Source organism: Alteromonas sp. R7 (assembly GCF_055755235.1).
The window spans coordinates 1-25,504 of record NZ_JBVTQX010000015.1 but is presented as its reverse complement, the minus strand read 5'-3'; the positions used below and the strand labels follow the sequence as shown (position 1 = coordinate 25,504).

General features: G+C 45.4%; 20 protein-coding genes. 8 read left to right on the top strand and 12 right to left on the bottom strand.

Features of this window, described 5'->3' with window-relative positions:
- Positions 1 to 44: 44 nt before the first annotated feature.
- Both AC0J2X_RS18770 and AC0J2X_RS18765 read left to right on the top strand, forming a co-directional pair.
- Positions 45 to 722 (top strand): response regulator transcription factor, encoded by a 678-nt coding sequence (locus AC0J2X_RS18770; RefSeq protein ID WP_472996302.1) that lies wholly within the window; start codon positions 45 to 47, stop codon positions 720 to 722.
- Positions 723 to 803: 81 nt separating this feature from the next.
- Complete coding sequence (locus AC0J2X_RS18765) at positions 804 to 1,631, top strand: haloacid dehalogenase type II (RefSeq protein ID WP_014976317.1); 828 nt, start codon at positions 804 to 806, stop codon at positions 1,629 to 1,631.
- A 133-nt stretch (positions 1,632 to 1,764) separates the two neighbouring features.
- Here AC0J2X_RS18765 and AC0J2X_RS18760 read toward each other — a convergent pair whose 3' ends face one another.
- On the bottom strand, positions 1,765 to 2,229 hold the full coding sequence (locus AC0J2X_RS18760) for a GNAT family N-acetyltransferase (RefSeq protein ID WP_014976316.1): 465 nt from the start codon (positions 2,227 to 2,229) through the stop codon (positions 1,765 to 1,767).
- A 224-nt stretch (positions 2,230 to 2,453) separates the two neighbouring features.
- Positions 2,454 to 3,344, bottom strand: coding sequence for a LysR family transcriptional regulator (locus AC0J2X_RS18755; protein WP_081333981.1), 891 nt, complete (start codon positions 3,342 to 3,344; stop codon positions 2,454 to 2,456).
- A gap of 163 nt (positions 3,345 to 3,507) precedes the next feature.
- Here AC0J2X_RS18755 and AC0J2X_RS18750 point away from each other — a divergent pair, with 163 nt between their 5' ends.
- From AC0J2X_RS18750 to AC0J2X_RS18735, 4 genes are all read left to right on the top strand, one after another.
- Entirely contained in the window at positions 3,508 to 3,969 is a 462-nt protein-coding gene (locus AC0J2X_RS18750) for a nuclear transport factor 2 family protein (RefSeq protein WP_014979105.1), read from the top strand.
- A 52-nt stretch (positions 3,970 to 4,021) separates the two neighbouring features.
- Positions 4,022 to 4,699 carry a glutathione S-transferase family protein gene (locus tag AC0J2X_RS18745; protein WP_187447406.1) on the top strand — a complete coding sequence of 226 codons (678 nt, stop codon included), beginning with the start codon at positions 4,022 to 4,024 and terminating at the stop codon, positions 4,697 to 4,699.
- Between the two features lie 11 nt (positions 4,700 to 4,710).
- A complete protein-coding gene (locus AC0J2X_RS18740) occupies positions 4,711 to 5,721 on the top strand; it encodes a pyridoxamine 5'-phosphate oxidase family protein (RefSeq protein ID WP_472996301.1) in 1,011 nt (336 codons plus the stop codon).
- Positions 5,722 to 5,863: 142 nt separating this feature from the next.
- Entirely contained in the window at positions 5,864 to 8,188 is a 2,325-nt protein-coding gene (locus tag AC0J2X_RS18735; protein WP_472996300.1) for an FdhF/YdeP family oxidoreductase, read from the top strand.
- Positions 8,189 to 8,253: 65 nt separating this feature from the next.
- Here AC0J2X_RS18735 and fdhD read toward each other — a convergent pair whose 3' ends face one another.
- The 6 genes from fdhD to topA all read right to left on the bottom strand — a co-directional run bounded on the left by fdhD (position 8,254) and on the right by topA (position 15,307).
- Positions 8,254 to 9,036: a formate dehydrogenase accessory sulfurtransferase FdhD gene (gene fdhD, locus AC0J2X_RS18730; RefSeq protein WP_156078253.1), complete on the bottom strand. Its 783-nt coding sequence runs from the start codon at positions 9,034 to 9,036 to the stop codon at positions 8,254 to 8,256.
- Positions 9,026 to 9,664, bottom strand: coding sequence for a molybdenum cofactor guanylyltransferase (mobA, locus tag AC0J2X_RS18725; protein WP_239220234.1), 639 nt, complete (start codon positions 9,662 to 9,664; stop codon positions 9,026 to 9,028). The genes fdhD and mobA overlap by 11 nt, the downstream gene beginning before the upstream one ends.
- On the bottom strand, positions 9,657 to 10,568 hold the full coding sequence (locus AC0J2X_RS18720; protein ID WP_014976308.1) for a LysR family transcriptional regulator: 912 nt from the start codon (positions 10,566 to 10,568) through the stop codon (positions 9,657 to 9,659). Before AC0J2X_RS18720 ends, mobA begins: the two co-directional genes overlap by 8 nt.
- Positions 10,569 to 10,774: 206 nt before the next feature.
- A complete protein-coding gene (locus tag AC0J2X_RS18715) occupies positions 10,775 to 11,614 on the bottom strand; it encodes a leishmanolysin-related zinc metalloendopeptidase (protein ID WP_075176411.1) in 840 nt (279 codons plus the stop codon).
- A gap of 347 nt (positions 11,615 to 11,961) precedes the next feature.
- Entirely contained in the window at positions 11,962 to 12,513 is a 552-nt protein-coding gene (locus AC0J2X_RS18710; RefSeq protein ID WP_014976306.1) for a DUF2058 domain-containing protein, read from the bottom strand.
- 139 nt (positions 12,514 to 12,652) lie between these two features.
- Positions 12,653 to 15,307: a type I DNA topoisomerase gene (gene topA / locus AC0J2X_RS18705; RefSeq protein ID WP_472996299.1), complete on the bottom strand. Its 2,655-nt coding sequence runs from the start codon at positions 15,305 to 15,307 to the stop codon at positions 12,653 to 12,655.
- 395 nt (positions 15,308 to 15,702) lie between these two features.
- Here topA and astB point away from each other — a divergent pair, with 395 nt between their 5' ends.
- On the top strand, positions 15,703 to 17,043 hold the full coding sequence (gene astB, locus AC0J2X_RS18700) for an N-succinylarginine dihydrolase (RefSeq protein WP_239301440.1): 1,341 nt from the start codon (positions 15,703 to 15,705) through the stop codon (positions 17,041 to 17,043).
- A 78-nt stretch (positions 17,044 to 17,121) separates the two neighbouring features.
- Here astB and AC0J2X_RS18695 read toward each other — a convergent pair whose 3' ends face one another.
- Complete coding sequence (locus AC0J2X_RS18695) at positions 17,122 to 19,671, bottom strand: beta strand repeat-containing protein (RefSeq protein WP_472996298.1); 2,550 nt, start codon at positions 19,669 to 19,671, stop codon at positions 17,122 to 17,124.
- Between the two features lie 114 nt (positions 19,672 to 19,785).
- Between AC0J2X_RS18695 and AC0J2X_RS18690 the strand changes: the two genes are divergently transcribed.
- The gene (locus AC0J2X_RS18690) at positions 19,786 to 21,132 is read left to right on the top strand and encodes a dicarboxylate/amino acid:cation symporter (protein WP_014949187.1); all 1,347 of its coding nucleotides are present in this window, start codon (positions 19,786 to 19,788) and stop codon (positions 21,130 to 21,132) included.
- A 400-nt stretch (positions 21,133 to 21,532) separates the two neighbouring features.
- Here the strand turns inward: AC0J2X_RS18690 and AC0J2X_RS18685 are convergent, their stop codons facing one another.
- The 3 genes from AC0J2X_RS18685 to AC0J2X_RS18675 all read right to left on the bottom strand — a co-directional run bounded on the left by AC0J2X_RS18685 (position 21,533) and on the right by AC0J2X_RS18675 (position 25,111).
- Positions 21,533 to 22,759: a lipoprotein-releasing ABC transporter permease subunit gene (locus AC0J2X_RS18685; protein WP_472996297.1), complete on the bottom strand. Its 1,227-nt coding sequence runs from the start codon at positions 22,757 to 22,759 to the stop codon at positions 21,533 to 21,535.
- Positions 22,746 to 23,456 carry a lipoprotein-releasing ABC transporter ATP-binding protein LolD gene (gene lolD / locus AC0J2X_RS18680; protein WP_150141342.1) on the bottom strand — a complete coding sequence of 237 codons (711 nt, stop codon included), beginning with the start codon at positions 23,454 to 23,456 and terminating at the stop codon, positions 22,746 to 22,748. Before lolD ends, AC0J2X_RS18685 begins: the two co-directional genes overlap by 14 nt.
- A gap of 101 nt (positions 23,457 to 23,557) precedes the next feature.
- The gene (locus tag AC0J2X_RS18675; protein WP_150141340.1) at positions 23,558 to 25,111 is read right to left on the bottom strand and encodes an EAL domain-containing protein; all 1,554 of its coding nucleotides are present in this window, start codon (positions 25,109 to 25,111) and stop codon (positions 23,558 to 23,560) included.
- Between the last annotated feature and the right edge of the window lie 393 nt (positions 25,112 to 25,504).

Below are 25,504 nucleotides of genomic sequence, written 5' to 3'. Positions count from 1 at the left end.
TAACAACCGTTAAGTAACATCGAACGACTAGGATCATAACAACAATGAAAATTCTTATTTCTGATGACGAAGCCCCCTTGCTACGCTTTCTATCACGAGGCTTAAGCGCTGAAGGTTTTGAGTGCATCGAAGAGTCGGCATTACACAACTTAGTCACGCGCATTCGCCATGAAGCCCCTGCTATTATTGTACTTGATCGCATGTTTGGTGATGAAGATAGCGTAGAGCTGCTGCCCGCAATCAAGTCGCTTCCCCATGCCCCTATGGTTTTGTTGCTAACCGCGGTGGACGAAGTGCGCGAGCGCGTGAATGGTTTAAAACAAGGCGCGGATGACTATTTGTGCAAGCCATTTGACTTTGACGAACTACTTGCGCGCATAACGGCCTTAAGCCGAAGAGTGACGAATACACCGGTTACCCAATTAGGCCTCACCATCGGACCGTTAAACATCGATGACGAGTCACGTATTGCGACATTGTCTGGGGAAGAGATTTCGCTCACCAAACTAGAATACGACATGCTCTACTACTTCGCAGAAAATGCTGAAAAAGTGCTGTCTCGAGAACGCATATTAAGTCGAGTATGGCGAAGTCACAGCGATCCGCTAACTAATGTTGTTGATGTGTATATCAGTAGGCTGCGACAAAAGCTTCACAGCAGTGATGCCATATTTATTGAAACTCTGAGAGGCAACGGCTATCGGTTGACCACCAGAAAATAGTCGTTTCGTCTCATTAGCTATTGCATTCATGTGTTATCCCGCCTAATTTGAACACTCGTTCAAATTTTATAAAGGATAATTATGGCTCGCTCACCTTCTTCATTACTCTCAAGGCTATGTTGCGCAACCGCTGTAGGCATTAGTCTATTGTCATCACCAGTCTTCGCTCAGACAGACACCAGAGGTGCCGCGCAGCCTGATAAGAATACAGCAATGTCTGCACGGGAATTGCGAGCACCAAAGGTTATCTTTTTCGATGTTAATGAGACCTTGCTTGACCTCACCGCCATGCGCAGCTCGGTAGGCGAAGCCTTGGGCGGTCGAGATGATTTGTTGCCACTGTGGTTCTCTACTATGCTGCATCATTCACTGGTTGATTCAACGACTGGCCGCTTTCATACCTTTGGAGAAATTGGCGTTGCCTCCTTGCTGATGGTGGCTGAAATTGAAGGTATTGAATTGACCAAAGCGCAAGCGAAAACGGCAATTGTCACGCCTTTGCGAAGCCTACCACCCCATCCTGACGTGCGCGATGGCTTACAGGCACTTAAAAACAAGGGTTATAAACTAGTAAGCCTTACCAACTCGTCTAATCAAGGCGTATATACCCAATTTAAGAATGCTGATCTTTTGTCCTATTTCGACGAGCGACTAAGTGTTGAAGACATTAACTTATATAAGCCCGATACTCGCACGTATGAGTGGGCTATTGAAAAAATGGGTATAGCAGCAGAAGACGCTATGTTAGTGGCGGCACACGGTTGGGATATTGCTGGTGCTAAACAGGCAGGCTGGCAAGCCGCGTTCATTGCACGCCCCGGTAAGGTACTTTACCCGTTAGCAATAGCGCCTGACACGGTGGTAAGCGGACTAGATGAATTAGTCTCCCAATTACCCGATGCCAAATAAGCGTTAGGGTTGATGGTATCTAGGTGCACATAAAAGCACAGCTTATCGGTTGGCACGGGTAAACATAATTATTAGGTTAAACGCCTGGGCCTTAAAAGGTCATGCCAACCAATATTTCGAGCTAGGCACTGAGCTACGCTGTTGCCGTGCCTGCTCTTTTCATATCGATGTGAGGAATATCGTCTTCCAAGTACATAGTCGAGGTGGCTTCAAACCCAAAACCTTCATAAAACCGTTTTAAATACTCTTGCGCGCCAATTTCAATCTCACAGCCTGGCCATAACGCCTCACAATGATCAATGGCTTCACGCATAAGTGCTCTGCCCGCCCCTTTACCTCTGAAAGCTTCGCTGGTAGCTACTCGACCGATACTCACCGATGGATAACTTACCCCTTCGCCAAGTAATCGTGCACACGCTACCAATTTGTTATCTTGAAACCCCATTAAATGATGAGTTTTTGGATGGCGGTCTTTTTCGTCAAGCTCCGGATAGGCACAGTTTTGCTCAACGACAAAAACATCGACACGCAGCTTGAGCAAGTCGAAGAGTTGATGATTAGTCAGTTCATTAAATGTAAGTGATTGCCAGGAAACCATGTTGCCTCGATGATTTTTTATTATTAACGTTTGAGTAGCGCCTTTAACAGATCCTGTTAAAGTTATAGATGTCAAAATACAAATTTTAAGATGCCAATTTTAAAATGCTGACTTTAAAATCTCTGCGACGATAACGATTGGTTTAGTGTAACGCAACCCATTTTACTCACAACTTATGCTACAGCCTGAGCACCACACGCGTAGGTCAAGATACTCTGGATTATTCAGGCCCTAGGGTTAAGATACTCGTTGTTCGCCAACCCTGCCTTTACATAGTCAATGAACATTTTAACCTTAGTAAGGTTCTTACGCCCTTCAACACTTACCACCTGTATAGGCAACTTTTTGTCTTCCACATCTTCTAACAAACTTACCAAATCACCACTTCTAAGTGCTTCTGCAACCTGATAGGACATCAACCGAACAACCCCAACGCCTGCAATGGCGGCGTTAATAGCCGCTCTGTTTTGGTTGGATTGAAAACGAGGTGTGAGCTTAATGGCAATAGGTCTACCGTTTTTGTGATACGTCCATACCGCTGGCTCGTTAAAGCGCGTCGGATAAAGCACACTATGCCGTTTTAAATCTTCTGGCTTTTTTATGGTCGGGCTACTCGCCAAGTAGCTAGGCGCCGCACAGGTTACACGCCGTACGTATCCTACCGTAACACCATAAAGCGAAGAGTCTTTCGGGTTACCTATACGTATTGCTACATCCATATTGCTATCAATTAGATTCACCACATCGTCGTGAAAATGCCCGTTAACCCTAATGTCGGGATAGTCCTTAAGAAATTGGGATATTATTGGCGTTACATAACGTTCGCCGAACAAAATTGGTGCCGTGATGTTAAGCTCACCTCTGGGCACCAAGTCAATGCCAGACACAGCAGCTTCACTTTGCTCAATATCTGCCAGTATACGTGAAACATGAATAAGGTAATGTTCACCAACCTCACTCAACTTCACTTGCCGCGTTGTGCGATGAAAAAGTCGAGTATTTAACTGTGCCTCTAAATGTGCAATACACCGAGTAACCGCAGGCGCTGACATCGACATCGCGTCTGCAGCTCCTACAAAGCTTCCCGACTTAGCAGCCTCTGCAAACACTCTCATGCACAAAAGCTTGTCCATATTATTTCACTCAATGAAATTATAAATTTCAAAAATAGCTAATTATTAAATAAAAGGAAAGTTCTAGTATCGCTATCAGCTTTTTACACGTTTTCGTTCAGGTTAACGTTTTTACACTACAGCCCAATGCCTACAGGAGTTATTTATGAGACCACCGCTTCCCCCCTTTTCACCTGAAACCGCAGCGCAAAAAGTGCGCCTTGCTGAAGACGCATGGAACACCAAAGATGCGGTAAAAGTTGCAGGTGCTTATACCTTTGACTGCCGTTGGCGCAACCGAGCAGAATTTATTGAAGGACGTGCTCAAATAGTGAGTTTTTTGACGAGAAAGTGGAACAAAGAGCTCAACTATAAATTAGTAAAAGAGCTATGGGCATTCAACGCAAACCGCATAGCAGTGCGCTTTGCATACGAGTACAAGGACGATTCTGGTCAATGGTATAGAGCTTACGGTAATGAAAATTGGCAGTTCAACCTTGATGGCCTAATGGAAAAACGTATTGCCAGTATCAACGAACATCCTATTTCAGAAAGTGACCGAAAGTTCACGTGGGATGGCGAACGACGCCCTGACGATTTTCCCACTCTGTCCGAGCTTGAGCTGTAAACAATGTTGATAATAACACCCAACTAACCATTTCTATTGAGAGGATGAATTTATGACGAATCCAACAAGCAATACATTGCCAAAAAGCCCTATTGTTTTGATTCAAAACCCTAAATCTGGCCACTGCCACAAGGTTTCATTGTTTATGGCACTGAATGCCATCCCTTTCACAACCGTTGAGCCTGACATGGCCAAAGGCGAGCACAAGAGTGATCGATTCAGCTCACTTAACGTGTTTAAACAAGTTCCCGTGATAACAGACGGTGATATCACTTTGGCTGACTCCAATGCCATTCTGGTTTATTTGATCCACGCATACGCAGACAGTGACTATTGGCTAGGAAAGGACGCCAAAGAAAAAGCGCTAATTCAACGCTGGCTATCAGTCTCAGCGGGTGAACTTGCTAAAGGGCCGGCCGCCGCGCGATTAGAATACGTATTTGGAGCAACTATTCATGTGCCCACAGTACTAGCCACCAGCGAGACGTTACTTGCAAACATGGAGGCTCATCTAGGAAACACGGTAAGTGCTTTTTTGGTTGGCGAACACGTTACCGCAGCAGACATCGCCATGTATTCGTATATAGCTCATGCCCCTGAAGGAGGAATATCGTTGTCCAAGTTTCCTCTTATCAATGCCTGGATAAATGCGGTTGAGAGTCTGGATAATTTTGTCCCAATGCCAGCGTCTGACATCGCACCAGCGCGCAATACCAGTCCGCATAGTTAATTGAGGTCGTTATGTCTCTACCTAAGCTATCATCCTTGAACCCAGCGTTTCATCAAGGCGAAATTGCACTGCAAAAAAAGCTGGAAATTGACAGGGAAATCGGTGAGCGGACGAATGGTTTTATCCGTAGCTTTATGCCGGAACAACACAGGCAGTTCTTTACATCCAGTCCGTTCACTGTTTTCGCCTTGGTAGACGAAAAAGGCCACCCTGTAGCCACGCCTGTTTGGGGAGAAGGAGATTTCATAGAAAGTCCCTCTGCTACCCAATTACGCTTTAGCCTACCAGTAGAAGTTTGGAATATGATGCAACACTCGTTAAATCTCGACGTGACTTCAGGCAGCAAAATTGGAATCGTCGGTATTGAATACGCTACAAGGCGAAGAAATCGGTTGAACGGTACGATAAGTCACGCAACTAATGAAAACCTTACGGTATTGGTAGATCAAAGTTTCGGTAACTGCCCCCAATACATTCACAAACGAACCACAGTCAAAAAACAACGTGCCGTTCAGACTGCCCCAATGAAAAACACAATAGGGGCCGGTGATTCTACATTTTTTACTTCAACATCGAATGTGCTCACCTCAAGTGCACGCTTGCTAATATCAAGGGCTGAAACGTTTTTTATTGCCTCACGACATAAATCTTTAGGCCATGCAGCGAATGAAGGGCTAGACGTTTCTCACAGGGGGGGCAAAGCAGGCTTTGTTAAAGTGGAAGGGAATTCGTTAATCTTTCCCGATTTTAGCGGTAATAAATTCTTTAATACCTTGGGCAACATCCTACTAGACCCACGCGTCGGTCTGTGTTTTTGGGATAATGAAACAGGTGACCTTATGTTTATTAAAGCAAAGGCGAGTATCGAATCCCTCGAATCGAATATAACCGCATTTGAAGGTGCAGAGCGCTTTGTGTCTCTTTCGGTACTCTCGGTAACACATATTTCGGGTGTGTATCCCTACTCCCATGAGATTACAGACATGTCCCCCTATGCACTAAAGACAGGCGACTGGAAATAAGCGGTTAATTGATGAACCCTATCATCTAGTTAGCGTAATCAATTGGAATACCGTAACCAGAATGGTTACGCTTTTTAGACAGAAAGTCTTGGTTAGGTTTTTTAGACAAGGGCAAATGCCCGCGTAGACACAGGGGCAGAACATGAGTGATAAGCGTAACATCAAAACGTACAACAAACCCGCTGGCGGATGGGGAGCACTAAAGAGTGTAACCCAGAGCTGGATCCAAAGCGAAAAGCCACTTAAGAATCTACGAGCCATGCTCAAGACGAACCAAGACAAAGGCTTTGACTGCCCAGGCTGTGCGTGGGGTGAATCACCAGAAAGTGGTTTAGTAAAGTTTTGTGAAAATGGTGCTAAAGCAGTGAATTGGGAGTCTACCGGTCGCTATGTAGACCCAACATTTTTCTCAAAGTATTCGGTCGGCTCACTGAAAAAGCACACCGACTACTGGCTTGAGTCACAAGGGAGACTCACCCACCCTATGCGCTACAATGCTCAAGCAGACCATTACGAACCAGTATCATGGGACGATGCCTTCGCACTTATTGCCAAACACTTGAAGGGGTTACATTCCCCTCATCAGGCGGAGTTTTATACCTCCGGGCGGGCGAGTAACGAAGCCGCCTATTTATATCAGTTATTCGTACGCGCATTTGGCACAAATAATTTTCCCGATTGTTCAAATATGTGCCACGAAGCGTCGGGGCAAGGAATGAAACCTACGATAGGCGTGGGCAAAGGCACAGTTACGTTCAATGATTTTGCAAAAGCAGACACCATTTTTGTTATCGGCCAAAATCCGGGAACTAACCACCCTCGCATGCTAGAACCTCTTCGTGAAGCAGTACGAAGAGGGGCGCAAGTGGTATGCTTCAACCCGTTAAAAGAGCGTGGGCTTGAACGATTTCAAAACCCGCAGCATCCCGTTGAAATGCTAACCAATGGCTCTGAGCCAACCAATACCGCCTATTTCAGGCCTGCTCTTGGTGGTGACATGGCGGTTATGCGCGGCATCGCTAAATGGCTGTTAACTTGGGAACAAGAAGCCAAAGCAAACAATGCTCCTCCCGTCTTCGACCACGACTTTATTAACGCACATACCAATGGAATGGACGACTATTTGAGTGCCGTTGCAGCGACGAACTGGGAGCATATTGAAGCGCAGAGCGGTTTATCAAAAGACGAAATACGTCACGCGGCAACCATGTACAAACGTGGAGAACGGGTGATCATGTGCTGGGCAATGGGGATCACCCAACACAAGCACTCAGTCGCTACGGTTCAGGAAATAGTGAACGTACAACTACTACGAGGAAACGTGGGCAAGCCTGGTGCAGGGCTTTCTCCCGTTCGTGGCCACAGCAATGTGCAGGGGGATAGAACTGTGGGTATTAACGAAGTACCCCCCAAAGCATTGCTTGACGCACTAGAGAACAAGTTTAACTTCGCCGTTCCACGAGAAAGAGGTCACAATACGATTCAAGCTATCCAGGCTATGGAAAGTGGTGAATCCAAAGTTTTCATCGGCTTAGGCGGTAATTTCGCCCAGGCGACGCCAGATACGCCGCGTACTCACGCTGCGCTGTCACAATGCGACTTAACCGTTCATATCGCCACCAAATTAAATCGTTCTCACCTAACCACAGGTAAAGACGCGCTTATATTACCCTGCTTGGGACGTACTGAAATTGACATGCAGGCTAGCGGGCAACAAGGCGTGACTGTGGAAGATACGTTTTCTATGGTCCATATTTCTTATGGCCAACTTCCGCCAAGCTCGCCCGAACTTCGCTCTGAACCCGCTATTATTGCTGGTATCGCGAAGGCGACGTTAGGCAACACGCCGGTAGACTGGGACTTCTTAATAAGCGATTACGACAATATTCGTGAGCTCATTGCCGACACCATAGACGGTTTTAAAGACTTTAACACCAAACTCGCTCAACCAGGTGGTTTTCATTTAGGTAATGCAGCAGGTGAGAGACGCTGGTTAACACCATCGGGCAAAGCCGAGTTTGCTGCTAACGCCCTGCCTGATTCACTGTTAAATGCTGACCTCGTTGCGAAAGGTGAAGAGCCGGACCTCATTTTACAAACACTGCGCTCTCACGATCAGTACAACACAACTATTTATGGTATGGATGACCGCTACAGAAACGTGTTTGGCGCGCGGGACGTTCTGTTTGTCAATGAACGTGACATTAAGAAGCTGGGTTTTAACGATGGCGATAAAGTCGACATTACGTCAATGTGGAACGACGGCAAAACACGCCAAGTTAAACAGTTTATGTTGGTGGCTTACGACATCCCGCAAGGTCAAGCGGCAGCATATTACCCCGAAACCAATCCGTTAGTACCACTAGAAAGTTACGGTGATGGCACGTTCACACCAACATCGAAATTTATCGCGATCAAACTTTCGAAATCTGAATCAGATGGCCGAATAGCAGTCTCTGCGGTGTAAGCTTTTCGTTGCTTATCCGGTACTTATCAGTACAGGCCCTTTGTTTCTAACTGGCTCGCTGCGCACTACTTTTCTTGCGGTGCGTAAGCTCTCGGAGGGTCATACTTAGGTACATGGATCAGGGTGAGACCGTAACGGCTTGCCCACTTTACTGATAAGGCTGTAGGAGCAGATAGCGTCACTACCAAAGGTAATTTAGCTCTTATCGCTTTTTGAACCAACTCTAAACTGCAGCGGCTTGTGAGCACAACAATACCTTCAGGTTGAAAGAGTTTTTTGGTGGTGATAGCACCAATTAATTTATCAAAAGCATTATGCCTTCCTATATCTTCTCGGCATGCCAGCACATTGCGCTTAGCATCAATGTAGAGCGCTCCATGTACCGCACCGCTCTGCTGAGCTAATGCTTGCGCATTAGATATAAGGCTTCGCAATCCTTTAAACCAGCTCACATCAGGCAAAGGCGATACATCAATAGACGTCAATTGAGGCAAAGCGTTGTCTAAAGCCTCAACACCGCAGAGCCCACAGCCCGACGCCCCCGCCAATTGCCGTTTATTTTCCTTTAACTTCCAGAACGCCTGATTGGCAATTTCAACTTCCGCATTGATGTGTTCTTTGTGATGCGTCAATTCAATACCGTAAAGCTGGCGGGGATGTTCGATAATGTCGTTACTTAAACTGAAGCCCACAATGAAATCTTCAATGTCGTTTGGGGTTATCAGCATTACGGCATAATTAATACCGTTATAACTAATGCTTAAAGCGACTTCTTCGGCAAGGGCAAACTTTTGAGTATAGGGTGTAGCATCTAAAACTAATGCGTGTTGTTCAGTGTTACTTTTCATGTGGCCAATCACCTGGAGTATTCACATTCAACCACTCTACGCCATCTTCATTGGACATATTTGCGAGACGCTTTTTGTTATCGCTTTCATCTTTACGCGCTATTTTTTTGAGGTCGCCTTCTTTAAGAGAAACTGCATTGAGAATTTCTAAAAATCCTACCACTCGTCTTTTACTTTGCTCAACTAGATAGTTGGCTAAGAGGGCTTTGGTGTCCTGAGTAACGGGTAAATAGAAAGGCAAAAAGCGTTTTTCCACATAACATGCCTTTTCAGCCTCTCGCCCTCGCGAGACTAATATTCTCAAAAGCTCGGGCGTCATCTGCGGCATGTCAACGGGAAGAACAAGTAGTTCACAAGGATTGCCATTGTGATTATCAGGTTGAGATAGTGCGTCTAAAACAGCATGTACTCCGCTAAGCGGACCTGCATCTTCAATTTTGTCATTCAAAAAGCCTGGCGCGTTGCGGCTAATTAACACTTTATCGCAACTCGCAGACTGTAAAAGTAACGAAGCATTATCGATGAGAGTACGGCCCTGATAACGCATAAGTGCTTTATCTTGCCCCATTCTACGCGATTGACCACCCGCAAGCACTAAACCGATGAGTGTCGTATTCACTTTACTCACTGCATATGCCTCCTTTATTGAAAATCTCCTCATATCCTTTTAAAAACTCAAAGCATTGCTTTGCAATGGGAGAGCTGGGTTCGCCTTTTCGCATGATGAGCCCTAAAGGCGAAATGGTTTTACCATCGTCAACAGTAACATAGGCGAGCCCTAAATCATCATTGGCCTTTGCGACGTTGGTTGGAAGGATCGTACAACACATCCCCTTTTTCACTGCTTGCAGTAAACAATGAACCGAGTCTGATTCAATAACAGGCTCATTGTTCACGCCCACATTAGCCATGTTTAACGTGATTGACTGCCTAAAGTGCATTGAAGGTGTTAATAACCCAAGTGGCAGTGATGAAAGAGACTGCCAGCTTAGGGTATCTTGCTCAAAGCAGTAATGATTAGGGTGATACAGCAACACCATTGGTGTAGCTTTAAACGGCAAAATATGGAAGTGTTGCGCGCTCATGCCTTCAAGGTAACAAAGACCCAGGTCAAGCTCGTTACGGTGTAGCGCGTTAACGATATACTCACTGCTATGTGTTTGTAAGGAAAACTGTAGTGCACTGTGCTGTTTTGAGAGGGTGTCAATAATGTCGATAGGATCGACACTCGCTAGAGGAACGGCACCAATCCGAAGTCGGCCAACTAAGGCACCTTTGCACGATGCAGCTTCCGCTTGTAATCCGTCACACGCCGCTAAGATATTCCTTGCCCATGCCAAAATTCTTTCACCTTCCGGCGTAAAGCCTTGGAATCTGTGGTTGCGAGCCACCAACTGAATGCCAAGCTCATCTTCTAAATTATGAAGGCGTGAAGAAAGCGTGGGTTGTGTAACATTGCACGACTTAGCCGCTTTACCGAAGTGCTGCGTCTCATCTAACGCGACCAGAAACCGGAGCTGACGAATATCCAAAGACCAATACCTTAATCATGATAGATAGCTTCTATCATGATTCTACCAATGGAATGCTTGACTTGTAAGTACATTAAACGCATGTTTTTAGAATAAGCCAAAAATCCCAAAAATATGTGCACATACTGATTGATAGAAACTATCACTCAAAATTATTCGCCCAGCATAGATTTAGCATTTTGTTCTGCGCAAGCGCTTCGACGCTGCTAGACCGACATCGCCTGAAAAATTTGTAGACGACGTGTACTAGCGCCTGTTGACCTTTGATGATGCCTTCTTACAACAAGTCCCATTGAAAATAGAAATAGCCATACCGTTGCGGCTTCACTTACTGCATGAGTAACCGTAGTCAAATAGCCAATATCAGCAAACGACGCTACAGTGGTATCACTTAACGAAATTGGATATGGCCCCAAATACCCTGTCATTAAATCTGATGAACCACCAGGCCAAGGTTCGTCCCAGTGACTGTTGGCAGTGCCGGCTCCTCCCCCCAGTTCTACAGGAATAAATGTGGCGTTTTCAACAAACTCGCGGCGATAAATTTCCAAAGCGTACTCTCCGGTGTAACGCCCTGAACCGCTGACGTAGTTAGATTGGCTGCCCGCAATAAAAAAGTCGGTCGTCCACAATGTTCCAAATCCAATTACATGGGCCATCTCGTGTACGATGACATCAAAAAGCGTACCGCGACTTTCTAAGCTAGCAAGGTCTGCCGTATCAAAACGCATGCGGCCTTTATTTGCATAAACAAAAGTGCTGTCTGGTAGCTGAGTGATACCCGTTGGGCCAGCACTACCCAATATGCCACCCACACCATCAAGTGCAACGCCACTCGCATCTATAACAATATTGTGATTAAACTCGCTTTGAACGCCTATTAGGTAAGACTCCCAATAAGCGATTGCATCATCAAAAGCGCTGGATTGTGAAGGTGTTAAACCACCAAGATCGTTAATAGAAATTTTGAATAGTCCTGCATTTGCTGAAAAAGACACACACAACGACACCACAACACTGAAGAACCACTTAATTGAGACACCCATGGCACCCCTCCAAAACTAAGAAAAAACGTTCGATGCAAATAAAATGAGTAACGTAGGCCTGTTTATCTTTGCTGTATTTCAAAGCTCAACAGGGTAAGGACTAAAAAAACTATAGTAGAGAAAACCGTAAGTAGTTATGAGAAAGATTGCTTGTTAACGGCTAAAGTAAAAATTACTAAAGGTCAACGTTTTGAATTTTTTAACAGAGAATGCTTAACGGTAAGTCGTTCGCCATTGGCACAATGACGTATTAGGAGGGGGCGAATTATTGAAACTTTTTTACGTCGACTTTCCCGCTTACCACGCTCTGTGATACAGAGCGCGGCTGCGAGAATGAATTAGAGGGCCTACCAGGTTAAATCATCTGGAATTTCATAATCGGCGTACCAATCATCTTCTTCTTCATCTTTACCGTCGGCTCCGCTCTTATCTAAATCAGCACGGTAAATAACTGAAGCCTCGTCGCGCTGCGCAATTTTGTCAGCAACGGGGGCTGGTACTAGTTCATAAGCGTCATCTAGCAATACAACAGCCAAACGACCTTTTGTCACTTGCTTGTGCATCTCTTCACTCACATACAGACGCTTTACTACGTTGTCGTGTGTAAAGTTAAGTAAGGTTTCGCCATTGCGCGGTTGCTTGTTTACCGTAATAAGCTGCCTTACCTGCGCAATAATTGAGCGCTTCTCTCGCTCCTGCTGTTGAAGCTGGTTTAGCTCGCGTGAGCGCGCTTTTTTCTCTTCAGCTGCTTGTTGAGCAGCAATAGTCGCTTCATCAACGACAGGTTGTTTTTGCTTATTCTTTTGCTTTTGTTTTTTGCGTTTATCTGCACGCGCTTGCTTTGCAGACGCTTTATCGGCCAAACCGGCTTTCAGTAGTTGGTCTTGTAAGGAGGCCATAATTACTCTCTGTTACTCTGTTTCTATTGATACGCTTTGCAGACGTTTACCGTCTTTTAACTACGTAACAAGCCCGAGCAATGTCGGGCTTGTGAGTTTCAATTAAAGGTCTATTTTTACCTTTTCCGAATTAAAGGCGTTACTTCTTCTTGGCTTTAGTCGCTGGCTTTTTAGCGGCTTGCTCCTGCCATTTGCCATTGTCGTACCACGCAGACCATCCTGTTGCTTTACCGTTGTCATTCTCAGACATCACGTATTGCTGTTTGGTCTTCCTGCTGTATCGAACTATTGCAGGGTTACCATCAGGGTCTGTTTGTGGCGCATCAGCAAGATAGTAGAATTTCGGCGAAATTCTATCTCTAAAGCGAGCAAGTTCTTCCACTTTCGGCGCACGAGTTTCACGCGACTTTGGAAAGTTATGCGCCGCTAAGAAAATTCCCGAAGCGCCATCACGTAGCATAAAGTGCGCGTCAGACTTTTCACACGGAAGCTCAGGTAAATCTACCGGATCTTCTTTTGGCGGCGCAGCTTCGCCGTTTCTAAGTAGCTTACGAGTATTCTTACACTCTTCGTTGGTGCAGCCGAAGTATTTACCAAATCGACCGTTTTTAAGCTCCATATCGCTGCCACATTTGTCACACTCAATAATGGGGCCGTCATAGCCTTTTATCTTGAATGTGCCTGTTTCAACTAAGGTGCCATCACATGTTGGTGTGTTACCACACACATGAAGTTTACGGGTTTCGTCAACCAAGTAACTGTCCATCGCCGTGCCGCACTTAGGACAACGCTTTTTAGAACGAAGCGCTTCTGTTTCGAGCTCTTCTTCATCGTCCACTTTCACGACTTCGTCACCAGGCGTTAAATTCATGGTGTTTGTGCAGCGCTCTTTCGGCGGTAAATTGTAGCCTGAACAGCCCAAGAATACGCCAGTTGACGCGGTTCTCACGTTCATTTCACGGCCGCATTTATCGCACTCAACACCTGCAGGCACTGCCTGATTCAAGCGCATACCGCCCTCTTCAGGGTCTTTCTCAGCGTTTAACAGTTTTCCGTAGAAGCCGCTGTAAAAGTCGTTGAGCACGTCCTTCCAATCTTTCTTGCCTTCAGCAATATCATCAAGATGCTGCTCCATGTTGGCAGTAAAGTCATAGCTCATTAAATCGTCAAAGTTTTCCATCAGACGATCGTTTACTATTTCGCCCATTTTCTCGGCATAAAAACGCTTGTTCTCTAAGCGCACATAGCCGCGATCTTGAATCGTCGAAATAATACTGGCGTAGGTCGATGGACGACCAATACCGCGTTTTTCAAGCTCTTTTACCAACGAAGCTTCATTAAATCGCGCTACAGGCTTGGTGAAGTGCTGTTTAGGATCAAGCGCTTTTAAGTCAAGCACATCGCCTTTTTGTACATCAGGCAACATTAGCTCTTCTTCGCCTTTTTTGCGAAGCTGAGGTTGAACGCGAGTCCAACCATCGAACTTAAGTACGCGGCCTTTCGCCGTCAGCTCGTAATCACCCGCCGCCACTTTGATAGTGGTTGCATCGTACTTAGCTGGAGTCATTTGACAGGCCACAAACTGGCGCCAAATAAGCTCATAAAGACGCTGTGCATCGCGCTCCATATCGCCCAAACTTGCAGCACTTATGCTCACGTTTGAAGGACGGATCGCTTCGTGCGCCTCTTGCGCACCTTCTTTACTGCCGTAGCGATTTGGCGAATCAGGCAGGTACTTGTCACCAAAATTATCTGAAATGTACGCACGAGCACTGTCCAACGCCTCTTGGCTTAAATTGGTTGAATCCGTACGCATATAGGTGATGTAGCCCGCCTCATAAAGGCGCTGTGCCATCATCATGGTTTTCTTAACACCAAAGCCCAATCGAGTACTTGCCGCTTGTTGTAGCGTTGAGGTAATAAATGGTGCAGAAGGACGACTTTGCGTAGGCTTTGACTCGCGGCTTTCTACCGTGTAGTTAGCCCCTTCTAAGTCAGCAAGCGCTTTATCAGTTTCGGCCTTGTTTTTAGGCTTGAACGCATTGCCCTGGTGCTTTGCTACCAGCATGCGCAGTGCCACTTTTTGCTGGCTAGTTAAATCTGCGTGTACGTCCCAAAACTCTTCAGGTACAAACGCTTTAATTTCTCGCTCACGCTCTACAACAAGCCTAACCGCTACCGATTGAACACGCCCTGCTGAGAGGCCTCGCGCAATTTTTTTCCACAGAAGTGGCGATACCATGAAGCCTACAACACGGTCTAGGAATCGACGAGCCTGCTGCGCGTTGACGCGAGAAATGTTTAGTTCGCCCGGATCTGAGAACGCATCTTGAATCGCGTTTTTAGTAATTTCGTTAAACACCACTCGCTGGTAAGTTTTGTCTTTTTTACCTAGCAGCTCTTGTAAATGCCATGCAATCGCTTCCCCTTCGCGGTCCAAATCGGTCGCGAGATAGATAGTGTCAGCATCTTTAGCAAGCTTTTTAAGTTCGTTAACGACTTTCTCTTTACCCTGTAGCACTTGATAGTGGGCTTTCCAGTCTTTCTCTGGATCCACACCCATTCTGTCTACAAGCTTTAAATATTCGTGACGGCGAAGATATTCTTGACGCTCTTCTTCGCTTAAAGTTTTGAGTTCTTTAGCCGGTTTTTTAGGCTCTACTTTGCCTAAAGCCTTCGTCGGAAGATCTCGCACGTGGCCAACCGAACTTTTTACGATAAAATTTTTACCGAGATATTTATTTATCGTTTTCGCTTTGGCTGGTGACTCGACTATGACCAGTGATTTTGCCATATAATTGAACTAAACCTATTGATTTTTAATGACTATTTACGTCAAATTCTGAAAATTGGAGCAACCTTGCACTATATATAGGGTACTCGCTCTTTTTTAACATATATCTACAAAGTGAATGGAAAACAAGATCTTCTTCATACTTATTCTTTCCTTTGCTTTAAACACGCGCAAAAACTGTACAATAAATAAACAGCGCGATTGGCATTGGCCTTAAAAGCCGTATAATGCCAGCCATTCCAACCTAGCCTGACAACATGTTCAGGTGTGAAGAAGTGCATCGTTTGCCCCTGTAAAAGAACGAAAGCGTTGCCGCTGCTTTTAAATTAATCGCAGTGCGTATGGAAAAGTAACATATAGGGTCAAGCGCCAAAACTCCAAGAATGAGGGAAAGTATGAAGCAGTTTGAAGTTAACTTTGATGGTCTTGTAGGACCTACCCATAACTATGCCGGCTTGTCGTTTGGCAATGTCGCTTCCCTGAACAACGCAAACGCAAAGAGCAGTCCAAAGCAAGCTGCAAAGCAAGGCTTAGCCAAAGCAAAGGCGTTGGCCGATATGGGAATGGTTCAAGGTGTGTTGGCCCCACAAGAGCGTCCTGACATCGCCGCACTGCGCCGATTAGGCTTCACAGGCTCTGATGCTCGCGTGCTAGAAAGCGCTGCAAAGCAATCTCGCGAGATTTTCCTTGCTTGTTGTTCTGCCAGTAGCATGTGGACTGCAAATGCCGCCACTGTGTCTCCTAGTGCCGATACTGCCGATGGTCGCGTTCACTTTACCCCTGCAAACTTAACCAACAAGTTCCATCGTTCACTAGAGCCTCAGGTTACAGGCAATATCCTGCGCGGTACATTTGCCAATGAAAAGCACTTTGCTCATCACCAGCACCTGCCAGATAACGAGCATTTTGGTGACGAAGGTGCAGCCAACCACACGCGACTTTGCAGCAACTATGGTCAGGCAGGCGTAGAGTTGTTTGTTTATGGTCGTCATGCATTTGATACCAGCAAACCAGCACCGAAAAAATATCCGGCTCGCCAAACGCTAGAAGCATGCCAAGCAGTAGCTCGCTTACACGGTCTAGACGACGATGGCGTAGTTTACATGCAGCAAAACCCAGATGTTATCGATCAGGGCGTATTCCACAACGACGTAATTGCCGTAGGCAACCAGAATGTACTGTTCTTCCACGAGCAAGCGTTTTATCAAAAAGACGCTGGATTTAAAGAGCTTCAAGCTAAATTTGGTAGCGAACCGCTGCATTTTATTGAAGTGCCGACTGCCGAAGTATCAGTGCAAGATGCAGTGAAAACCTACTTGTTCAATACGCAAATAATAACGCTTCCAAGCGGCGATATGACCATCATCGCGCCAACTGAGTGTGAGGAAAATGAAGCCGTTAAGCGCTATTTAGACAAGCTGGTAACTCTGGGTACGCCCATTAAGTCGGTTAATTATTTTGATGTTAAACAAAGCATGCGTAATGGCGGTGGTCCGGCATGTTTGCGTTTGCGCGTTGCGATGAATGACCAAGAACTTGCCGCAGTTAATCAAAATACGTTAATCAACGATACACAGTTCGCTCGCCTAAACACTTGGGTCGACAAGCACTATCGCGATGAATTAGGTGAAGATGACTTGCGCGATCCGCAGCTGCTAATTGAATCTCGTACTGCGCTTGATGAGCTTACACAAATCCTTAAAATTGGTTCGGTTTACCCATTCCAACAGGCATAAGTTAAGTCTGATTAAAATTAAGCGAAAAAGAAAGCCGGCTATAAGCCGGCTTTTTGTTACTTGTTAAGTATAAACTCTTTATGGTGTGACCAGCGTACACTGATCAGTTACGCCGAATGGGTTAGCCGGCGGTGACGCCCCTTCATCCGTCACGTCGTCAGCAGAGATACTTAGGGTGTAACGCATCTTCGCACTTGCTTCACTGCCTGTAGACTGTCCGAACACTGAAATGACGGCGTCATACCAGATTGCATAGCTGCGAGGATAACGGTATTCCAATTCCGCGTAACCATTCTCATCTGTCACCGCTGCACCGTTGGCAAACGCGATGGTCCCAATTAATCCAGGAGTTAACATACCGTCTTCATTGGTATCTTCATCTCTTGGCGTTGTATCCAAAATACCGTTGTCGTTAACGTCTTCGGTTTCACAGTTTTGATTTACTATTGCAACCCATTGAGAAGCATCATCGTCGAATACCCAAAAGCCGGTTCTATACTCACCGCCATTTACGTATTTTACCGGCGCAACTGACGCAGTCAGGTTGACGCCACTAACGGGCTGACCTGCAGAATCTGATACAAACACACCAAAGCGCTTCAGGTAAGAAGTCGATGTGGCTTCTTCAAGCTCATTACCCGTTCCTAGCGAGATATCAAAAGCACGTGCGCCCACTGTTAACACAACCTCGTCGTCAATGGCTGGGTCGTCAGCAACAAACGCAGTAACCACTACCGCGTCTTGAGTCGATACCGATCCTGAAGTAAAGACGGTGGTCGCTATCCCCTTGCTGTCGGTGGTTGCCTGAGAAGGTGATACAAATCCGGTCGATACGTCAGATACAGAGAAGTTAACCACACTGTTTTTCACTAAGTTTCCATCAACGTCGCGAACAACTGCACTGATGGTACTGGTTTGACCGTCAGGGCCAATGATGTCAGGTGATGCATCGGCAATCAGTGTGTGAGGTGTGGTAGCAATAAACTCAATCTGAGTGAGTGCTGAAACCAACACATTTCCACTTCCGTCACTCGCTGATGCAGTAATTGAAGAGATACCAGCATTATTCGCACTGATATCAATACTCGCTTGCCCTTCTGCATCGGTCACTACAGTTGCGTTGCCCGCAATAACACCACGTGACGCGCTAAAGGTAACATTCTGACCCACCACAGGCGTGTTGTCTTGACGCCACTGGACCGTAATAGTTTGGGTCTGCCCTAGCGGCACTTCCTCTGTAGGCAAGTTGACAAAGTTAAATTCGTCTTGCTGAACTTGCACCGTAAAGCTTGTCTCAGCGTTAAGTGCTGCCGCAGTGATAGTATCTTCGCCAGACGTTGATGCAGTGTAAGACACTGTCGCTTGTCCGTTTGCGCCCGTATTAACAGTCGTGCTGCTAAGCGTTCCGTTAACCGCACTTAGCACTACGTCTTGGTTGAGAATTGATGTTCCGTCAGAGTCCTGAACACGAATTGTATAATCTACGCTGTCGTTCAAAATAACTGACGATGCACCGTTGATGGTGACTTCTGTACCAGCAATGGTAATTTCAACTGTTTGCGTAAGGCTGCCTGCACCTGCTGTAATGGTGACGGTGCGGTTTGACGCATTGTTCTGAGACGTTAATATTGCGCGCGCTGTACCATCTGCGGCGGTTTCTGGTTGAGTTAATTGAAGTTCAACCCCATCGCCTGATGCGGCAGAGAAGCTTACTTCTACCCCTTCCATCAGCACACTTTGTTCATTTTTAACCAGTGCTATCAACTCAACTTCATCACTACCGCTTGAGGCGAGTTGAATACTGTTAGCATAAAGCTCCAGTGACGCGGGCTCTTCACTTACCGTTGTACTGCCCGTAGAGCTGAATGTAGTTGAATCCGCTTCACCCGTTGGCAAAGTAGCCGTTACTTCACCATCCCCTGATGCGCTTCCCACCGACATACCGATCGACGCTACGCCTTCAGCATTAGTCAGTGCAGTGGCAGTATCGTTAGAAAACGTCGCTAAATCATCGTTGCTCAATGAGAAAGTTAGGAGCAAATCGGCTTGAGGCTCACCCTCAGAATTGATCACGGTTGCCAGTGCAACCAATGCGTTGCTAGAAGATAAGCTGTTGTCTGCTTCCCCAGCTGCATTTTGTAAGGCTAGCGATACACTTATTGTGGTTGGGTCGGTGCTTGTCACCGCTGTGGCTGAAAACGTAGTAGTTCCCGTTTCGCCGCTACCGAGCGCAGCGGTAATTTCGCCATCTCCAGAAGCCGTGCTGGCATTAAGGCGTAATCGGGCTACACCATTTGAATTTGTACGCGCCGTTCCCGTGTCGTTGCCAAACTCGGCTAGTTGTTCATTGCTTAGCGTAAAGGTAAGTAACGCGTCTGCATGCGGATTGCCATCTTGATCTGACACGGTCGCAACAACAAACAGACTATTGTCTTCAGAAAGGCTGTTGTCGCTTGCTCCACTTTCATTTTCCAGTGTTAAAGCGATTGAATAGGTTGGTGATGTGGTACCGCCGTCTCCGCTTCCGTTGTCCGTGTTATCTCGAGAGACTGATGAACCGCCCCCACCACATGCTGTTAGCATAAATAATGCGCTAATTAGGCTTAGCGTTTTCGCTAATGTCGACATAATTCGTTCCTGAACCTCTTTTATTGACAATTGCGTCGTTTTTTATGTTTAAAAATCAACTGAATCTGGCACACTACGAAAGATTAAAAATATAAAAATGCACAGGGAACATTAATGTCTTCATCTGCACATAAATATAGTTTAACCGCCCGCATCTTTATCGGCATGGCTGCCGGTATCTTGACTGGTGTCTTTCTCCAATTATTGTTTGATGATAGCGGAGATTTTACTTTTTCGATATTCGGTTTAGAGTTCTCAACGTATAACATTCTTGTAGAAGGTATATTTTCCACTCTCGGCCAAATATTTATTGCCAGCTTAAAAATGCTTGTGGTTCCTCTTGTGTTTGTTTCCTTAATTTGCGGAACCAGCACACTGTCTGACCCTAGTAAATTGGGAAGACTTGGCGCAAAGTCAGTCGGACTCTATGTTGTCACAACCGCCATTGCCATAACACTAGCCATGAGTATAGCTTTAGTGGTGTCTCCGGGTGATGGGCTAAATCTAACAACAGAAACTACCTTCCAAGCGAAAGAGGCCCCTAGCCTGTCTGACGTTATCGTTAACATGTTCCCAAGCAACCCAATTAACTCAATGGCACAGGGCAACATGCTACAGATCATTGTGTTTGCCGTACTGTTTGGTATAGCTATGGCGATGACAGGTGATGCGGGCAAGCGTCTTACCGCTATCTTTGAAGATATTAATACGGTAATCATGCGTCTTGTAACCATCATCATGAACTTAGCGCCATACGGCGTGTACGTGTTGATGGCGAAACTCTTCTCCACTATTGGTGGCGAAACAATTCTGAGCCTGGCGAAATATTTCTTCTTAGTATTTGGCGTGTTAATCCTTCACGGCCTGGTAACCTACTCAGTGCTGCTAAAAGCTTTATCAGGATTAAACCCTGTTATCTTGATGAAGAAAATGCGTGACGCTGCGCTATTCGCATTTAGTACCTCAAGCAGTAGCGCTACCTTGCCCGTCACTATGGAAACGGCGAAAAACAAGCTTGGCGTAGGTAACTCGGTATCGTCGTTCACCCTGCCGCTAGGCGCAACAATTAACATGGACGGCACGGCCATAATGCAAGGTGTTGCCACGGTCTTTATTGCCCAGGTTTACGCTGTCGATTTAAGCCTTGGCGACTATATGATGGTAGTACTTACCGCCACCCTTGCTTCTATCGGAACCGCTGGTGTGCCAGGTGTGGGCCTTATCATGCTAGCTATGGTATTGCAGCAAGTGAACCTACCGGTTGAAGGGATCGCACTTATTATCGGTGTAGACAGACTGCTGGATATGACACGCACTGCGGTAAACATTACAGGCGACTGTATGGTGTCGTGCATTGTAGCTAAAAGCGAAGGAGCATTGGACGAAAGCGTTTATAACGATCCTAAAGCCGGTTTGAAGCAGGAAGATGTGGACTTCGAACATTTTGAAAAGAATAAATAACGACTACAAAAGCTTCTGTAGCTCGATTTACATATGAGTTTACAGAAGCAGTCGCAAACTAAAAAAGGCCAGCATCAATTGCTGGCCTTTTTAGTTAGTTGCTTGCTCCGTTATACCAATCCGCATAGATAATTGCCCACTCAGAAGGCGCTGGCAAGCTTCCTAGCAAAGCGTGGGAATGCAGGAATGGCTGTTCCCTTTCAAATTCCCAGAATGAAGCTAGGAAGCTTGCCAGACCTTCCCGAAGGGCGAGTTTAAAATGTCCGTACTCTTTGTTGTGTCACCTTGATGTAGAACCACTATACCTGCGGTAACACGCCGCGATTACGAACATTTTAACTCTCGCTGAGTGGGTAATGATCTATGCTGACTGGTATTACTTACCCTATTGAGCTTAAAGTTAGTGAAGCGCTGATGAAGGTGATACTTTGGCTGCCTTTTGCGCTGGATAAATAGTAGCGCCCACACTCAAGAACATAGCAACAACCACGGTTACTACAACGTCTTGCCAATGTAGATCAGATGGTAGGAAATCGATGAAATATATATCGCCTGATAGAATTTCTATGCCTATCGCCACCTCAATAAAGCGAACAATCTCAGAGAGATTAGGTGCTACCAGTAGCGCTAACACCACACCTACAGTAATGCCTATAACGCCATTGATAACGCCCTGCAACACGAAGGTATTGCGAATTAAACGATCCGTCGCTCCCATGGTTTTTAATATTGCGATGGCAGCCTGTTTGTCTCTAACCGCCATAACCAGTGACGACACAATGTTAAAACAAGCAACGGCAATGACCAGCGTCAAGGCGATATACACCACAGCTCTAACTAGCTGAATATCGTTATATAAGTGGCCTTGGGTACGTGTCCAGTCAGACATGTAAACACCCTGAGGGTAGCTGTAACCTATATCTCGCATCGTGTCGTAAGATGAAAATGGGTCGTTAAGTGTAAACTGAATTCCTTGTGACTTAGATGAAATACCAATAGCTTCAGACGCTGTTTCCAAGTGCATTAAACCCAGCTGGTTATCGAGTTCACCGCCAACAGATAGCACTCCAGAAATAGAAAGCGTAATTGAACGTGGGGCTTTGAAGGTTAGATCCTGAGTTGTTTCGGGAATGAGTATTTGAACAATGTCACCAATATTAAGGTCCATGGAAGCGAAAATACCCTTTCCTACGATGAGACCATTTTTTTGCATCGAAAAACGTTGCCAATCCTCACTTGTGACTCTTTCAGCATATTTGTCGCTAACACTGTTAACCGGAATTCCAGTAACACTAATCGCCTTCAACTCCCCCTTTGACTGCAACATTCCGGTTATCCCTGTGTATGGCGTGACAGAGGCAATACGGCTATCTTGAGACAAACGATAGAGCTGCGCGTCTAAATTTTCTATCCCGCTTTCGCTCTTGCTATATAATTCACCATGAGGAACCACACTCAAAATACGACTTGTAAGCTCTTTTTCAAATCCGTTCATTACGCTCAGCAACACAATTAGTACAAAGCAACCAAGGGCAATCCCAATGGTGGATGACATCGAAATAAAAGAGATGAAACGCTGTTCTGAACGTGTTTTTCTGAAGCGTTGGGCCAATTCAAAGGCGAGCATCTTGGCTCTCCTTGAATAACGTATCGCTTGCTAATCTGCCGTCCTTTATCTTCAGTACCCTGTCCATTTTCCCCGCCAAGGTATTATCATGGGTAACGACAACAAACGCTGTCCCTTTTTTATCACTTAAGCTAGTAAGCAGTTTATAAATTTGCTCACCCGTCGAGTCATCAAGATTTCCTGTAGGTTCGTCGGCCAGTACCACTGATGGCTCGGTAACTAAAGCTCGTGCTATTGCTACACGCTGTCGTTCACCACCTGACATGGTCGATGGTAAATGGTCGACGCGGTGAGAAAGCCCAACTTCATCTAACATTTCACGAGCCTTGCCGTGGGCCAATTTGGTCGAGAGCCCTCTAATTCTTAGCGGCATTGCTACATTTTCTAACGCTGTGAATTCACCAAGTAAATGATGAAATTGATAGATAAAGCCCATTTCGTCATTGCGAAGCTTTGCTAATGCATTCCCAGATAATTGACCGAGTGATTTTCCATTGAATTCGACTTCGCCGCTAGAAGGTTTATCCAACCCTCCAAGAATATGTAAAAGGGTGCTTTTACCTGAGCCGGAGCTACCTAAAATAGCAACATGTTCGCCAGCTTTTATTGAAAGAGAGACATCGTGTAAAACGGGGGTAGCATTACTGCCATCTTGATAGGTTTTATTAATATTGCGGCAAATTAGCACGTCCTGCATGCGAGTATTCTTCTTTAATTTCCAGACGGTGAATGGTAGCGTTAAACACTACCAACACCAACTGAAAAATAACAGCGCTAAAACGTAAATATAAACTTGTATTATTGCGTGCCTTGAACGCTTTTGGCCAACGCATCCGCAGACTGTGGCTTGCCAAATAACCACCCTTGACCAAAGCCGATGGTTAATCCTTTCAGTTCATTGCATTGATCAATGTTTTCAACCCCTTCTGCAATCAAATCAACATTAAGTCCTTCGGCAATACTCACAATGTGAGGGATGAGTGATGAACGAATACTGTTATCTTCCATATCCATTACAAAGCTGCGGTCAATTTTAAGGTAATCACAGTTTAGCGTTTTAAGCTGGCTTAAATTTGAATAACCCACTCCAAAGTCGTCAATTGCAAATAAGAAGCCTTTACTCTTCAGTGACTTAATATGCTTCACCGCACTATGAGTGGCGATTTGCTCATCTTCAGTGATCTCTAAAACTAACTTGAAGTTCTTTTCGTTCATATCTAGTACAAAGTCTAGGTCCAAACAACCTTCGCGGGTAAAATCGAAGGGGAATAGATTAAACGATACCTTAAAGCCTTCGGGGATCTCTGGGTTTTCGTTGAGTTCTCTCATGGCGGTGGTAATCATATCAACCGTAAATTCCCAGGTCATATCCTGCTCTTTTACCTGAGGAATAAATTCGTCAGGGTAAATCGGCCCAAATTCATCCTCAAATCGACTCAATACTTCGCACCCAATGACCTTTCCCGATTCCAAGTTTACAAAAGGTTGGTACAAGCAATAGAACTTATGTTCTTTTAGCCCTTTACTGACGCGAGACTCAAGTGAACGTCGTCGTCTTAAATAGTTAAAGGTAAGCATATGCGTCAACGCTGCTGTCATTAACATAGCAAACACAAACAACACCAGCTTGCCCATGTGCAAATCTAATACGCGACCGTGATCAGATTTCACTTTTAGGCAGGTATGATTGTAGCGTTCATCACACTGGATAAATTGTAAGGAAAAGTAGCCAGTGCGTGCGTCCATGTCATCTTGGCTGAGGGTAGAACCGACAAGGCTAGGATTACCTGCCATATGATAAAACTGATCGCCATTGTAGAACAGCTGCCAATCTTGCGTGTAGCTGTAACCAATGACACTATCCATATCCAATACTGCGTTATAACGTCCGCGCTGTACTATAGTACCGGTAGCTTGTTTATCGAAAAGCTGAAGAGGAGTATTTATCCAAAAAGCGTCGCCAAGCTGAGTATAAAAATCAGGCTTAACCTCTTTCATGGGCTCTTCTAGAATGCCCAAATAAGTACTGCACAATAGCTCGTTATTTTGATAAAAACCTATCTCTTTTACAAATCGAGAGCGAAACAAGGTTTTTCGCATTTCCGCTAAGTTATCCATTTCACAGGTTTGATACGGCAGCGCATTTAGGTAATCGAGCGTGATCTCAGCATCTCTAAATACTACGCGCACATTATCTAGTATTTCTGTAGCGCGACTCTCCTCTTGTTCTCGAATAAACACAAACATAACGATAGCGAGTAATAGGGTCACACCCACTACGCTTAGCAATGACACCCCAATTGCTTTTAAATTATCAGCAAGAAAGTACTGTTTTTGGTCGCTTTTATTCATAATTTCCGTGTTTTTTTAGCGTGAACGACCTAACTTTAGTACAAATTAAAAAAAAGACACTACGACTTTAGGGCATGTTACTGTTTGTTGGGTGTTTTTTTACTTTATAGAAGACTATTAATCGAAGAGGAATAATGTTTCTAGTGTCACATTGTGCAATTGGGAAATGGAGCAATTTCTTGAATGGCTAACTGACAAGAGGGTAAGAATAAATAAAGTGCGATTGCGAGAACAGCAATTTTAACGACAGAGTAAAAAGAGAACTTTTTGAATGTCCCCAGAAGGGGGAATTATCTAAGAAGAAAAGCTTATCATTAATGGCGGAGCGGACGGGACTCGAACCCGCGACCCCCGGCGTGACAGGCCGGTATTCTAACCAACTGAACTACCGCT

Bases quoted from the DNA above. Each gene is read 5' to 3' on its own strand.
- AC0J2X_RS18770 (WP_472996302.1), top strand. From the start codon at position 45: ATGAAAATTCTTATTTCTGATGACGAAGCCCCCTTGCTACGCTTTCTA.
- AC0J2X_RS18765 (WP_014976317.1), top strand. From the start codon at position 804: ATGGCTCGCTCACCTTCTTCATTACTCTCAAGGCTATGTTGCGCAACC.
- AC0J2X_RS18760 (WP_014976316.1), bottom strand. From the start codon at position 2,229: ATGGTTTCCTGGCAATCACTTACATTTAATGAACTGACTAATCATCAA.
- AC0J2X_RS18755 (WP_081333981.1), bottom strand. From the start codon at position 3,344: ATGAGAGTGTTTGCAGAGGCTGCTAAGTCGGGAAGCTTTGTAGGAGCT.
- AC0J2X_RS18750 (WP_014979105.1), top strand. From the start codon at position 3,508: ATGAGACCACCGCTTCCCCCCTTTTCACCTGAAACCGCAGCGCAAAAA.
- AC0J2X_RS18745 (WP_187447406.1), top strand. From the start codon at position 4,022: ATGACGAATCCAACAAGCAATACATTGCCAAAAAGCCCTATTGTTTTG.
- AC0J2X_RS18740 (WP_472996301.1), top strand. From the start codon at position 4,711: ATGTCTCTACCTAAGCTATCATCCTTGAACCCAGCGTTTCATCAAGGC.
- AC0J2X_RS18735 (WP_472996300.1), top strand. From the start codon at position 5,864: ATGAGTGATAAGCGTAACATCAAAACGTACAACAAACCCGCTGGCGGA.
- fdhD (WP_156078253.1), bottom strand. From the start codon at position 9,036: ATGAAAAGTAACACTGAACAACACGCATTAGTTTTAGATGCTACACCC.
- AC0J2X_RS18715 (WP_075176411.1), bottom strand. From the start codon at position 11,614: ATGGGTGTCTCAATTAAGTGGTTCTTCAGTGTTGTGGTGTCGTTGTGT.
- AC0J2X_RS18710 (WP_014976306.1), bottom strand. From the start codon at position 12,513: ATGGCCTCCTTACAAGACCAACTACTGAAAGCCGGTTTGGCCGATAAA.
- topA (WP_472996299.1), bottom strand. From the start codon at position 15,307: ATGGCAAAATCACTGGTCATAGTCGAGTCACCAGCCAAAGCGAAAACG.
- astB (WP_239301440.1), top strand. From the start codon at position 15,703: ATGAAGCAGTTTGAAGTTAACTTTGATGGTCTTGTAGGACCTACCCAT.
- AC0J2X_RS18695 (WP_472996298.1), bottom strand. From the start codon at position 19,671: ATGTCGACATTAGCGAAAACGCTAAGCCTAATTAGCGCATTATTTATG.
- AC0J2X_RS18690 (WP_014949187.1), top strand. From the start codon at position 19,786: ATGTCTTCATCTGCACATAAATATAGTTTAACCGCCCGCATCTTTATC.
- AC0J2X_RS18685 (WP_472996297.1), bottom strand. From the start codon at position 22,759: ATGCTCGCCTTTGAATTGGCCCAACGCTTCAGAAAAACACGTTCAGAA.
- lolD (WP_150141342.1), bottom strand. From the start codon at position 23,456: ATGCAGGACGTGCTAATTTGCCGCAATATTAATAAAACCTATCAAGAT.
- AC0J2X_RS18675 (WP_150141340.1), bottom strand. From the start codon at position 25,111: ATGAATAAAAGCGACCAAAAACAGTACTTTCTTGCTGATAATTTAAAA.